13 protein-coding genes and 1 pseudogene are annotated in these 13271 nt (G+C 46.6%); 3 read left to right on the top strand and 11 right to left on the bottom strand.

The annotated features are described in order from the left end of the window. Positions 1-61: 61 nt before the first annotated feature. Complete coding sequence (locus VV089_RS18725) at positions 62-961, bottom strand: radical SAM protein (RefSeq protein WP_172540575.1); 900 nt, start codon at positions 959-961, stop codon at positions 62-64. 266 nt (positions 962-1227) lie between these two features. Between VV089_RS18725 and VV089_RS18720 the strand changes: the two genes are divergently transcribed. From VV089_RS18720 to VV089_RS18710, 3 genes are all read left to right on the top strand, one after another. Continuing rightward, a complete protein-coding gene (locus VV089_RS18720) occupies positions 1228-1557 on the top strand; it encodes a winged helix-turn-helix transcriptional regulator (RefSeq protein WP_172540576.1) in 330 nt (109 codons plus the stop codon). A 357-nt stretch (positions 1558-1914) separates the two neighbouring features. After that, complete coding sequence (locus tag VV089_RS18715) at positions 1915-2553, top strand: DUF6088 family protein (RefSeq protein WP_334336967.1); 639 nt, start codon at positions 1915-1917, stop codon at positions 2551-2553. After that, positions 2537-3457 (top strand): nucleotidyl transferase AbiEii/AbiGii toxin family protein, encoded by a 921-nt coding sequence (locus tag VV089_RS18710; RefSeq protein WP_172540578.1) that lies wholly within the window; start codon positions 2537-2539, stop codon positions 3455-3457. Before VV089_RS18715 ends, VV089_RS18710 begins: the two co-directional genes overlap by 17 nt. Before the next feature lie 640 nt (positions 3458-4097). On the opposite strand, the gene VV089_RS18705 is transcribed toward VV089_RS18710, so the two are convergent. From VV089_RS18705 to VV089_RS18660, 10 genes and pseudogenes are all read right to left on the bottom strand, one after another. Next, positions 4098-4700, bottom strand: a complete 603-nt coding sequence (locus VV089_RS18705; protein WP_334336966.1) for a TetR/AcrR family transcriptional regulator — start codon at positions 4698-4700, stop codon at positions 4098-4100. 26 nt (positions 4701-4726) lie between these two features. Then, positions 4727-6319 (bottom strand): hypothetical protein, encoded by a 1593-nt coding sequence (locus VV089_RS18700; protein WP_334336965.1) that lies wholly within the window; start codon positions 6317-6319, stop codon positions 4727-4729. After that, positions 6316-7029 (bottom strand): ABC transporter ATP-binding protein, encoded by a 714-nt coding sequence (locus VV089_RS18695; protein WP_334336964.1) that lies wholly within the window; start codon positions 7027-7029, stop codon positions 6316-6318. The genes VV089_RS18700 and VV089_RS18695 overlap by 4 nt, the downstream gene beginning before the upstream one ends. Before the next feature lie 358 nt (positions 7030-7387). After that, positions 7388-8101, bottom strand: a pseudogene (locus tag VV089_RS18690) (thiamine pyrophosphate-dependent enzyme); the annotation flags it as partial. 35 nt (positions 8102-8136) lie between these two features. After that, entirely contained in the window at positions 8137-8862 is a 726-nt protein-coding gene (locus VV089_RS18685) for a DNA alkylation repair protein (protein ID WP_334336963.1), read from the bottom strand. Between the two features lie 30 nt (positions 8863-8892). Further along, positions 8893-9729 carry an AraC family transcriptional regulator gene (locus tag VV089_RS18680; RefSeq protein ID WP_334336962.1) on the bottom strand — a complete coding sequence of 279 codons (837 nt, stop codon included), beginning with the start codon at positions 9727-9729 and terminating at the stop codon, positions 8893-8895. A gap of 87 nt (positions 9730-9816) precedes the next feature. Continuing rightward, positions 9817-10560, bottom strand: coding sequence for an ABC transporter permease (locus tag VV089_RS18675; protein WP_103237958.1), 744 nt, complete (start codon positions 10558-10560; stop codon positions 9817-9819). Beyond that, positions 10557-11225, bottom strand: coding sequence for an ABC transporter ATP-binding protein (locus VV089_RS18670; protein ID WP_334337597.1), 669 nt, complete (start codon positions 11223-11225; stop codon positions 10557-10559). Before VV089_RS18670 ends, VV089_RS18675 begins: the two co-directional genes overlap by 4 nt. Positions 11226-11343: 118 nt before the next feature. After that, positions 11344-12231 (bottom strand): helix-turn-helix transcriptional regulator, encoded by an 888-nt coding sequence (locus VV089_RS18665; protein WP_334336961.1) that lies wholly within the window; start codon positions 12229-12231, stop codon positions 11344-11346. Between the two features lie 207 nt (positions 12232-12438). Beyond that, the gene (locus VV089_RS18660; RefSeq protein WP_334336960.1) at positions 12439-13260 is read right to left on the bottom strand and encodes a GNAT family N-acetyltransferase; all 822 of its coding nucleotides are present in this window, start codon (positions 13258-13260) and stop codon (positions 12439-12441) included. Positions 13261-13271 lie beyond the last annotated feature (11 nt).

The raw sequence follows: 13271 nt of genomic DNA, 5'->3' as shown, positions 1-13271 counted from the left end.
GGTGCTTTCTTATTTTTGTGTAGTTGTCTGTACATAACGGTACACTCACAAAATGTTGCTCTTACAGATGATGGACACTTCTTCTATATCGCTGTAATTCATCTTCACTGACATTTTCTATGATTTCATCAAGAAATGCCAATAACTTTTTCTTGTCTTTTGGCAGCTGCCCATGAAACTGGTACGCATTGGAAGCTCCCATTGCCGCAAAGATGGCAGGTATCTGCAAATTTTCAATGAGCGTCCGTACCTCTTTGTACTTTTCAACTTCTCCCTCTTCCTGCCAGTTCCCGCGCTGTATTTCTGCAAAAAGTTCAGAATCGGGATAAATCGTAAGCATATTTGCCCCGATGAGCGCAGGGTGAGTCTGATTGCATATATCAGCTGACAATTTTGCCCCGATTTCTCCACGGCCTGCCCCAGAAATGCTTACTAAGTAAAAGAAACTGTAATGGATGCCTGCTGCATCTAATCTCTGGCATTGTTCTATGATGTCGGCAGAGGTATATCCCTTATTCATAAACCGCAGGGCTTCATCATCGCCTGTTTCTATTCCTATTGTCAGACCGTCATATCCCATATCTCGCAGTTTGGCAAGCTCCTCATCGGTTTTAGGAATAACATCTGTAATTCTCGCAAACGAGCCGATAGATGTAACTGACGGAAGATATTTGCGGATTAGCTCTGCAATCGCAGTTAATTTGTCATAAGACAAAACAAAGGGGTTAGCTCCCGTCAAAAATACTCGGTGGGTACGCTCGCTGTTCCAACTTTTCGCTGCTCTTTTAACCTCCTGTAAATCACTCTCAATATCTTTCAGAGGGGACATTCTGAATTTGAACGGCAAATCATTATACAAAGTACAAAACTTACATTTATGATGTGTACAGCCTGCCGTTACCTCTAACAAAAGTGATGCCGCTTCATACGGCGGCCGCCAAATTGTTCCTGTGTAGTGCATAAAAACATCTCCTTTCCTTATTGTTGGCATGTTTTTCGCCATAATGGTATACCCACAGGGTGTTTCCTTATTCCTGCGCAGCTTTTTGTGTACGCATGCCGGAGGGTATAAAGGTATGTCCGCAAGGTGTTTTCTGTAGTTTATACTAATTATACTTTTGTACAATGATTTTACAAGTACTGTACTTTTTTGCAGTACCTATATCAAAGCGGTACATTGATTTTTAAGAAAAGACGTGTTATATTATTTCAGAAGGAGTGACAGGAATGAAAAAAAGTACATTGGCTGTTGAACGCTGCAAAACAGTTTCTACCATACAAAAAATTCTGGGAGGTAAATGGAAAATTGAAATCATTTATTATATCGCCTTTCGGGATATACACCGCTTTGGAGAGCTTCGCAGGCATATCGGTGACATTACGGAATCAAGTCTGACAAAGCAGCTTCGGGAACTGGAAGCCGATGGCTTCATTACCCGTTATGACTACAAAGAAGTACCTCCCCATGTGGAGTATAACCTTACTGACTTAGGCAAAAGTTTCATTCCCGTTTTTGAGCATATGAAACAATGGGGAGATGAAAACCTCAATATGTAATCATGTTTTCCTCAAAAAGACAGAGCCAGCGAGCTGACATTGGCTCTGTTTTTTCACTTTTTATGCTTGATAAACAACTACGAAACAAGTCCGTTTGTGTTATCCTTCTGTCTGATACATAGAAAAAGAGGGGAACCCTCACTGTCCAAAGCTTGTGTCGTTTATATAGAGATAAGAAAACTCCTACCAATTTGAAGGAGCCGGATGTGCAGAAACGCCGCCTTATCTCCTATCTTTTTCTTGACCGTGGAAAGGTGATCAAATACAAGATCCGTGACTGAAAAAAACATACAAACTACATTTTGACATATCTATTGACCTTTTGGGTATAAATATAGTAGTATGGAGGTGGAAGGAGTGGATACTTGTATGCTGAAGGAATATCTGGAAAAAAACTATGGTTACAACGAACCGATTTTCATAAACGAGATTCAGCTGGATGGGCTTAATGATAATGCCCTGCGCCAGTATTTCAAACGGATGCTCAAGTCAGGCGACCTGGCTCGTTTTGACACAGGGATTTATTATCTCCCCAAAGCGTCACGGCTGCTGAAAAAAAGTTATTTAGATCCCATGAAAGTCATTATACGCAAATATATCCAAAGTACAACAGAAATCTACGGATACTTCGCCGGAGCTACTTTTGCCAATCAGATCGGTCTGACAACCCAGATGCCGGCAATGTTGGAGATCATCACATCAAAAGAATCAACAAAGGGGCGTACAGTTACCGTAGGCTCCCAGGCTATCCGGCTGAAACGGCCCGCTACGACTATAACATCGGAAAACGCTGCACTGCTCCAGCTTTTGGATGCCGTTTCCCAGGCAGAAAAGTATTCTGAGCTTTCTGCTTTAGAAACCGGGAATCTTCTGAGAAACTATGCAAAACAACAAAATTATAGTAAGGAACTTCTTTCCAGCGTGTTGTCTGGCATTACAGGTCCTACTGCAAAAAAACTGATTGAATGGGGAATTATTTATGAATTTACATCATGACCACGAAGCATTTAGCGAATTTATCATCGCTGCTTCTAACGAACTGCATATACCTCCCGGAATTATTGAAAAGGATTATTATGTTACGCTTGCTCTCAAGGAGCTGGCCTCCAAGGTAAAGGGGATGGTTTTTAAAGGCGGCACCTCTCTGACAAAATGCTATCAGATTTTGGATCGCTTTTCGGAAGATATAGATATTTCCTATGCCGCATCAGAAGGCGTTCCTGGCGAAAGTCGTAAGCGGCAGCTAAAAAAGGCAGTTATTTCTTCCATGGAGTCTCTGGGGTTCTCTGTTACAAACCTCGAAGAAACCCGTAGCCGGCGCAGTTATAACTGTTACAGGGCTGGCTATCCCAGTATTTATTCCCCGCTGTTGGAATTAAAACCAGAATTGCTCATTGAAACCTATATTGCCCTATTGCCCTTTCCGACAGTAAACCGCATGGCCGATAATTATATATACCGTTTCTTGAAAATGACGGAACAGGAAGAACTGGCAGAAGAGTTTGACATCATGCCCTTTGAGATCACAACGCAGGCGATTGAGCGGACTCTGATTGATAAGGTCTTTGCCATCTGTGATTATTATTTGTCAGATAAGATTGACCGGCATTCCCGGCATTTATATGATATCTACAAGATTATGGAATATACGAAGCCGGATACATCTTTGTCAAGACTTGTCCAGGAAGTTCGGGGCCAGCGGGAGCCTCTTCCAGTCTGTCCGTCTGCTAAAACAGGGATATGTATCAATGACGTTTTGACAGAGATTGTGGACAAGGAAATATATCGGCAAGATTACGAATCGATTACTGGCAAGCTTTTATTTACATATGTTCCTTATGAAACAGTCATTAGCGGGGTAAAAGAAATTATTAACAAAGGCTATTTCAGTGATATTTGATATGACTTATCTTCATTATCTGATAAAAAAGAAAAACGAGTAAGTTACTTGAGCTTATGCTACATAGTAGGAAACTCGTTTCTCTTTGTATTCGCTTTATTAAATACTTAAAAATAATACAATAATTAAAGTATAAGTGTAAAAGCAATAGGATTTCTTAATTCTACAAGATATCTTGTTGCTTTTCATAAGTGTTCAAATATTTTTCTATGGTTTTCTTTGCCCCCAATCCACCTCATCTAAAATTTTCTCTATGTTAACTATAAATACAAATCCCAAATGGTAATCAACATCGTACTATAGTGTCCGCCAGTTCGGTGCCAAATATATAGCTGGTGGGAATCCAGTCTGGTAAGACCTGGCAAGTCGCCAGTACCGAGTCCTTGGAGCGCCAAAGGCTAACAATGGTGTTTAAGCGTAGGACAGGGAACAGGAACGCCGTAATGCGTAAGCGTGAAGTGATTGAGCTTCGTTAGATCTATCGATTGTGCGGGGTGGTCTGCTGTCTCTACGGGTCACCCATAAAGATTAGTCGTTAAAGCGAGACTATGAAAACACACCGGAGTCCTAGAGCATGGCAGACAAGGTCAATTACCCGCAAATAAAATGATATCCATTGTTTTTCTCCCGACAATGCAGTCTACTTCAAATAAGCAATTCTCCACTGCCCGACCCGTTTCAAAAAATCCCTTTCCAGGCCGTCCGGGTCCAGTTTCCCGGCGGATAGCATCTGCCAGAGACTGTGAAACAGATAGCTGTCAACCTCCTCCAGCAGCATTCCCACGTCAATACCCGGGCGGAACACGGAAAGGTCCACGGAGCCCAGCAGCTCACCCGCTGCGTCTTCATATACTTCTTTATATGACTTCCCGGTTGCCTCCCTGATTTCCAAGGACTCCGCAAAAAGGGCCCGTATGGAAAATAAATATTCATCAGGGGCCGTTCTCATAAACTCGCATCTTGCCAGAATCTTCCGGGTCATAATCTCAAAGAAATCCGTTGTTTCCTTGTAATACTTTAATTCTATTTCACAGGATATCCTGTTGATATTCTCCCAGAGGTATAAATACAGTTCCTTCTTATTGTGGAAATAGTGGAACAGCAGGGACTTTGATATCCCGCCGGCAGCTGCAATCCGGGACATGGATGCCTTTTGGTAACTGCTGTCGGCAAATACCACATATGCGGCATTTATAATCCGCTTCTGCTTTTCTTCCGGCAGCGTAAAAAATTTCCCGTTCATCGAAACCTCCTGTATCTTTTTTTTGTCTATAGTTTTTTCAGCAGTGCTGGTCCCTGCCTGGTAAGGATTACGATACATACCGTTGCAAACAGAGCGAATACCCCTATGGGCAGCGCCAGCGCAGTCCAGGGGGCTGTTTTACTGCCCAGATAATAGAATCCCGCTGCCACCCCAAGTACCGCCATGGAAGCGAACATTGCCAGCACCGTGGCCATAGACTGCTTGATAACGACCGTTTCATTCACTGCGTCAAGCTTCGGAAAGCACAGGCCCATAAGCATTCCAAAGGCGGCATGCCCTATGGCGAAAAGCAGTGTGGCAATGAGCAGCACCGCCCCCTGCCGCAAAGAAAAACTAAAAGCAATCGAAATACACAGCCCGGCAATTACCGTACAGGGCAGGGTCAGCAGAAGCTGAAAGCCAACCTTAACCCAGAGCAGGGAGCTTTCCTCTATGGGTGATTCCCGCAAAATCCACAGGTATTTTCCCTCCAGGCTGATGGAAGGCGCAGTGATGGGACAGGTGCAGAGGCCAAAACCAATCACGGCTGCCGCCATGGGAAGCAGCGGGAAAGGATACCCTGCCATTTCCACATAAGCCAACAGTTTCTCTCTCATAACCAGGGAGGCTGCCCCTGCGGCCAGCAGCAGAAGCAGACCAATACCGGCATTCCAGAAGTACATGGGCGTACCAAAAAAACGCTGCATTTCCTTTTTCAGCAAAGCCTTCTTCGGTCCGGAGACAGTCTGTGCCGTGAGTTTGTAATTGCTCTGTACGGACCGCGCGGCAAAAGCAGTCACGGCCTGACGGTATCCCCGGCCAAGGCCCATTACCACCAGGGCAAACGGGAACACGCAGCACAGGACAAAGGCCAACAGCATTTTCCAGTCTCCCATAATGCCTTCCCCCATCCACAGCATGGGTGCCGCCCAGGTAAGGGAGTTTTTCACTCCGGCGGCATTCTCAGCAAGGCTGTTAATCATACCGTTTAGGTGAAACGAGAAATAGAACACTGCCGCCATGAATATTCCCATCACAATATTCTGCCCCAACGCTCTGCGGGACACCCGGACAGACAGAAAGGCCACCAGCACCCCCAACAATACAGACAGCGCCGTATCCAGCAGCGGAAGGGCCAGCACCGCGATCCCCAGCCGCATCCAGAACAGCAGACTAAGACCCACACCGTTTTGTGTCAGAAACGTACAGATTACCCCGGCGGGAACCAGTACGAAAACGGCGAACAGCAGGTTTTCCAGATAAATGGCAGTTACCCGGCTGGCCATCAGCATGGTTGTGGGCACCGGCATACTCAGCAGCAGGTCATTGTCCTTTCCGCCAAATACCACGCCCTTCACCGCAAAGGTGGTAAACAAAAGCCCGCCCACCAGTGCCACCATGCCCATGAATACAAATACCAACACTTCCATATTGGATGGCGCCAGCGCCTTCATCAGCATATAACTGTAAAGCCCGGACAGATACAGACCCAGAAAGGCAATGAGAAAGACTGCGCCCAGCCCGGTAGCCGCTTTTCTCTTACTGCGTCCCCTGGAATTGGTTGAGGAAAGAAGCATAGACCGGAGGCTGACGTTCAACAGGACAAAAAATTTATTCATCGCTCTCCCTCCAGTTCTAAAAATACGCTTTCCAGGGAGGAATCCCCCACCAGCTCTGCCGTGGGGCCGCTTTGCACCAGTTTCCCTTTTTTGATAATGGCAATCTGGTCGCATAGCTTTTCCGCCACCTCCAGTACATGAGTGGAAAAAAATACCGCTGACCCGCTTTGGCATAATTCTGACAGATAACCTTTCATTATATGTGCAGCCGAAGGGTCCAGACCTACAAATGGTTCATCCAGAATCAGCAGCCTGGGCCGCCGGATAAAAGCAGAAATCAAAGCCAGCTTCTGCCGCATCCCATGGGAGTAGCTGCCAATGGGGGAACCCAGATTGTCCGTGAGTTCAAAAGCATCGGAATATTTGCCAATGTCTGCGGTACGCTGATCTGCAGGAATGTCATACAGATCGGCAATGAAATTAAGGTAATCAATCCCTTTCATAAACTCATAGATGTCCGGGTTGTCCGGCAGAAAAGCGGTGACACGTTTCGCCTGCACAGGATCCTTCTTAATATCGTGGCCGTCAATGGTGATGGCGCCTTCCGTAAAGTCCATCACCCCGGCCACAGCCCGAAGGGTGGTGGTTTTACCTGCTCCGTTGTGGCCGATGAATCCATAGATCTCACCTGGCCCAACATGTAAGGTCAGGTCATCCACCGCCTTCTTCCCGCCGGGATATATTTTCGAATAATGTTCAATATGAAGCATTCGTAATCTCCTTTCGTAACTCCGTTTCTTTCAATATGTTTACTGATTTTATTCCAGGTAACGGCAATGCTGCTAATGTTAATATAACCATTATGGTCACAAAATACAGGTATCATTCTTATATTGCATCCATAGCAGTTCTCCTGATGACACTACGAGCCGGACTTTATGTAAAAAATAAGAGCCTCCAAATAAATCAGAAGCTCTTTCCGGCGCACTGCGGCGTAAAAATATAAGATAATAACCTGCCCTCTCTGATTCGCTTTCTATATTATCACCCCATTGACCAATTTTGAGAAGCCCCATTTCTCTTTAACCCCTACATCATTTTCAACAAATAAACAAATCCATCTCTTTTTCATATTCCCTTATCCCCGCTTTCCAGTATCATGTCGTCCAAAGCATTGCCGGGCGGAACAATCGGCATAACATTTGCCTCCGGCTCAATGATAAATTCAATGACAGTAGGTACTTTTAAGTTGTGTTTTGCGTTTTCAAGGGCGGCGGCAATCTCATTTTCTTTTGTTACGCGAAAACTGTTTGCTCCGTAGCTTTCCGCCAATTTAAGAAAATCCGGCGTATATTCCGGGCAGTGCTCTGTCGGGGTATTGCAGCTGCCGGGGCAGCTTTTCCTGTACCGCATACAGGTGCTGGAATAACGCCTGTCAAAAAACATTTCCTGCCATTGCCGTACATTTCCCAAATAACCGTTGTTCAGTATGCAGATGGTGATTGGAAGTTCATAGCAGATTGCGGTCGCCATTTCCTGAATGTTCATCTGCATGCCGCCGTCCCCTGAAATAACGATAACATCCTTTGACGGATTTCCGATTTGGGCTCCAATAGCAGCCGGAAAGCCATAGCCCATGGTTCCTAAGCCTCCGGAAGTCAGCATCTGCTTCTTTTCGCTTAATTCCAGGAATTGTGTCGCCCATAACTGGTTCTGCCCCACATCTGTGGCAATGATCGCGTTGTCAAACGTATGGTTGATTGCCCTTATCACTTTTTCCGGGGTCAGCCCTTCTGTTTTCATGGAGAGTGGATACTGGCTTTTCCACTGCCTGATCTGCTCCTGCCTTTCCTGCGGTAGCGCAAAAAACTTCCCGTTCATCCCGAACCTCCTGATTCCTTTCCCATCCTGGTATTTGCGGAAATCAGACGTCCCCGTCCTTCTGCCTTTACCATGGTTTCCAGTTCCTTCGCCGCATCCTTTCCAATCCACCTCAATGCCTTGCTTTCTCCTTCCATCCACTCGTGCGCCAGCAAAAGCGCCTTTTCATTATAATGAAAGTTCTTTTTTCCGATTTCCCTCAAAGCAGTAGAAACCGCCTTTTTCACATGCTCCCGTCCATCATCCGCATGCTGTGTAACCATCTCCAGATAGCCGTCCACCGTTTCATCCGTAAGCTTCCTGTCATGTATCACGGAAGCTGCAATCAGCACAAACGCCGCCCTTTTTTTATATAACTGCGGTTCCCGTATCCACTTTGCAATAAAATTATCCCTGCTCTTCATCTTCAAAAATAAATTTTTACACAGGTGGTCGCATAAATCCCAGGAAACCACATCAAGGAGCAGCCTTTCCGCCTCAGCATCCGTTGTCGCCTTCGGATTCATCAACAAGACCGCCAGCATCCTTGCCTCGTGGTATTTTGTATTCCACAGTTCAAATGCCAGCTCCTGCGATTTCCCGGCTTTCTTTGCAAGGCCCCTTACTACGGACGTTGCCACACCAATACTATTTTCGGCCGGTATCCCCATCCGAATCATATTTTCCCTGTATTTCTCAGAAGCCTGCGCCCTAAGCTCATTTATCATCTCCTGACCATCCATCGGTATCCTCCTTCCGGTTCCATGCTCTTCTTATCGTACAGGAAGCCAGTATTCATAGACTGCGTCTTCCGGGTCTGCATGGAGATACACCTCAATATCCGGTATCTCTGCGTAGGTGTAGCCGGACGTAGGGAGCCACTGGGTAATGACACGCCTTTCCAGCTCCTGAAGGGTACGGTTCGTTCCCTTTCCTTCAAAAACCGCCCATTTGCATGCCGGAATCTGATATTCTTCGTATTCCCCCGGCTTCTGATCGGAACGGACAGCAATCAGATATTTCCAGTCTTCCGTATGATGGATACTGACACCGAGAAGTCCCTCCGGCTTTCCCTCTGCCATGGAGAGTAATCTGGCAAGTGTTCCGTCTGCCAGTGCGGCATCCCATACCGCTGGTATCCTTTCAAAATTCTCTGTCAGTTCTTTCGACAGGGGACAGGACCTTCCCAGTATCCGGAACGCTTCTTTTTCCTCTATCCTGAACTGCAGCGGCGCCCCTCCGTGGATTGCCATGGAAAAAGAAATGGGCGGATATGCCTGAAAGGATACCGGTTCCGTTTTTACAGCGGAGGGCGTGATTCCATGAAAATTCTTAAAAGCCCTGGTAAACGCGGTGGGAGATTCATAACCATACTTCATGGCAATATCCGTTACTTTTCCATTTCCCTTTTGCAGTTCCACGGCGGACAGAGACAGCCTGCGCCACCGTATGTATTCCCGCAGTGTCATGTCTGTCATATATAAAAACATCTGTTGGAAATAGTAGGAAGGGCAGCCCGCAACCCCGGCTACATCCTCATAATCCAGTTCCCCATCCAGGTTCTTTTCTATAAAATCAATCGCCTGGTTCAACCGTTTTATCCAGTCCATCGTGTTCCCCCTGTTGCTTTTATTATAGCCGATTCTCTCACAAAAAACCTCGCATTTGAACGATACGAATTGATAGCCCGAAAGAACTCACTCCCATTTAAAAAATTTCACCGCCGCGCCTGCACACAAAATGGTGACGATTCCCATAACCGCTGCCGGTACCCAGACAGATTCCGTATGCATCCCCAGAAAAGCCGCCTTCATAAGCTGTATCCCCTGTGCCAGCGGGAAAAGGGCAACGATTTTCTGCATCATCCCCGGCATCACCTCAAAGGGCAGCGTGGCCCCGGAAAAAATCAGCATGGGAAAGTACAAAAGGCAGGCGATCACACTGGCCATTTTTTCATTTTTCGCAATGCCGCCCACCATCATCCCGATGCTTAAGGTGGAAACCAGGGTAAGAAGCCAGCTTCCAAGGAATGCCGCCGGGCTGCCGGGAAGCCTTACGCCCCAGAACACAGCCGCCATGGGAAAGACCAGAGCCATAGAAACCGCAGCATACAGCACATAGATGGTAAATTCCACCCCCAGCAGCATAACCGGGCTGATGGGCGTCACCCGGAACCGTTTGAGGATTTTCCGTTCCCGGTATCCGGCTACCACCAGAGGCAGCCCCATCAGGCCCCCGGCGCAGATGGAGATGGTACAGACCGCGCTCATGGACTGCTCCAGGAACGTGTACTCCGCCCCCGGAAAGGCGGGCTTTGTCTGGTATATGAAACCAAGGATGACCAGTACCACAACCGGCATAATGACGGCAAAAATCACCATGTTCATATTCCGGATATTCAGCTTCAGTTCTGTTTTTAAAAGACTGAAAAATGTTCTCATGCCACAACCTCCTCGTCCGCAAATTTCAAATAGGCATCCTCCAGACGCTCACAGCCGCTCTGAGATTTCGCCTGCTCCACGGTGCCGTAAAAGACGGCCTCCCCTTTTCTCAGAATACAGATCTCATCGCAGAGGGCCTCCACCTCATCCATGAAATGGGAAGTGAGAAAAATGGTCAGCCCTTCGCCCTTTAAATCCTCAAGGATCTTCCACACCGTCCGGCGCGCCCTTGCGTCCAGCCCGGTAGTCAGCTCGTCCAGGAACACAAGCTTTGGGTTCGGTATCAACGCCAGGACAATAAACAGCCGCTGGCGCTCCCCGCCGGAAAGACTTTTCACGGTGTTTTTTATCTTATCCCCAATCCCGAAGCGTTCACAAAGCTTCTTCCAGTCTGCCGGCCTCTCATACAGGCAGGCGGTTTCCCTGCAAAGCTCGGATACCTTGATCTCCGGCTGGTAATCCCCTTCCTGAAACTGGACGCCCACTTTCTGAAATACAGCGCGCCGGTCCTTTTTGGCATCCCACCCCAATACCAGGGCGGTTCCGCCATCGGCCTGTTTCGTTCCCAGGATGCATTCGATAGTGGTACTCTTTCCGGCGCCGTTTGCCCCCAACAGACCAAAGACCGTTCCGGCCTTGACTGACAGATTCAAGCCCTTCAACACAGTTCTTCCCTGATAGCTTTTGGTAAGGCCCGTTGTTTTAACAGCCTCTTCTGTTTTCTTTCTCGTTTCGCTCAACTTATTCAAATTATCCTCCTTTTTCCGGTAACGGTATGCACCGCTACTGCTGCTTTTTAATTGCCCGAAGCTCGATGTATCCCCTCTCCCCTCTGGGCTCCAGCTGGATGCGGGGGCTTTCCTCGTCCCACTCGTATCCGATCACAGACGGGTCATAATGGTCGATGGCATATTGTACGGCAAGAATCGCCTGGGAATAATCTTCCTCCCGGAAAGGCTCCCCCTGGACCGCCAGATACTCGGCGGCAGGCAGGGAAATGACATCAAACCCCTCCGGGATTTCCCCATGGTAATCCGCCTCTGCCTCCACGCCCTGTACATAGGTGGAAGTGCCGGGCTTTTTATAGGCTCCCGGCAGCCACAGGCAGACCGGCTCCCCGCAGAGGGAATCCATGCTTTTTAATATTCCCCAGACCTCACAGCTCACTTCGTCACAGTATGCAAAATAATCTTCCGCTTTTATTCCTCGTTTGATGATGACCTTTCGCTCCGGTTTTTGGATCACCTGGATAAATACGCTCTGGAGATTTTTCATTTCCATATCCAAAACATCCTTTCTCAGTTCTCCGAATTTCACGCCGTATGGGATAAACAGGGCAATGGGCACCGGATTCTTCAGATATTCCCCCGGCCTGCAGCCGAATTCCCGGTAAAAGGCACGGATATACCCGTCCACACTGCCAAACCCGCAGTCAAAGGCCGCCTCCGTCACAAGGCACTGTCCCTCCTTCAGCCGCATGGCGGAGCGGGAAAGCCGGAGCCTGCGGATATATTCTGCCGGCGTCACCCCCAAAAGCTCCTTAAACAGCCGGTAGGAATGCCAGGGAGAAAACAGGGAGACGGCTGACAGCTGTGCCAGTGTGATATCCGCTTCCAGATGGGCTTCGATATAATCCTGCATCCTCTGGACCGCCGCTGTCTGTTCTTTCAAAATAAACCACCTCCTTCTTCCTTGGGCTTATTATTTTATAATGCCCCCTGCTTTTTGTCTCGACTTTTTTTGCTGTTTTCGGATATCATCGAAGAATCCCAAGAAGGTGGCCGGGGTGAAACGCCTGCCAGCACTGCATTGCGGAAATAACGGTGAATAAAGTGCCGGATGTCTGCGGCATCTGTGCGTCTGGCTCTATGATGATATTCATTTTTCATCTGTGGTTTTTTCTATTACGATTGACGAACCTTTTGATTTATCGCCATTCAGCCACTGCCATTGTTCTGAAAGTTCTATTCTGCCATCACTTAAAATCTGTGGTACACTGTGACATTTCCCAATTCTTATCTGGTCACTCAAATTAATATGCTGATAATAAAAATCTATTTCTCCATTCAAAGCAACCGTTCCAACTATACTCCCTTTTTTTATTCCCCCGCCATAGTAATCCGCCCATAAAATATTCTCATTTTGATGATATAAAAAAAGCGTTTGATTATCCACTTCACCATTTTCAGTATTCATCTTTGGTATAAAGTATTTTCCATCATAAAAAATATCTGTATTAGGAACTGCTATACGTTTCTCCATTACTTCATAAGCTAACCTTGCATTTCCATTGATAAATAATTCTTCATGCTTTAAGGTTTTATATCCCCTATGCTCATAAAAACAGGCTGCCGCAAGCGAAGCATCTAAGTAAATAATCGTGCTGTTAAAAGATATTTCTTTTTCAAGACATTGCATAATATAACTGCCATATCCTTTTTTCTGAAAATCAGAAGCAACAAATAGTCTTGATATATGATTTTCCTTGCAGCTGCCTGTTCCCACTAAACAATCACCAGATAACAAAACTCTAACAAAACCATTTTCTATATCTGTGGCAATGTTTTCCTTTGAATGAAGCCCGCAAAAAAATTCAACTACTCCTTGAGGATAATATAACGGATAAATAGCGTTAATCGTGTTCTGTACCAATTGATAAATTTGTTCAATGTTTTCTTTTTTTGCTATTTCGTATTTCATTAACACACCTC

Origin of the sequence: Candidatus Merdisoma sp. JLR.KK011 (genome assembly GCF_036941125.1) — a bacterium.
In the GTDB taxonomy this organism is placed as follows: Bacteria; Bacillota; Clostridia; order Lachnospirales; family Lachnospiraceae; genus Laedolimicola.
The sequence above is the reverse complement of the archived record's forward strand: the minus strand, read 5'-3'. Positions and strand labels throughout refer to the sequence as shown.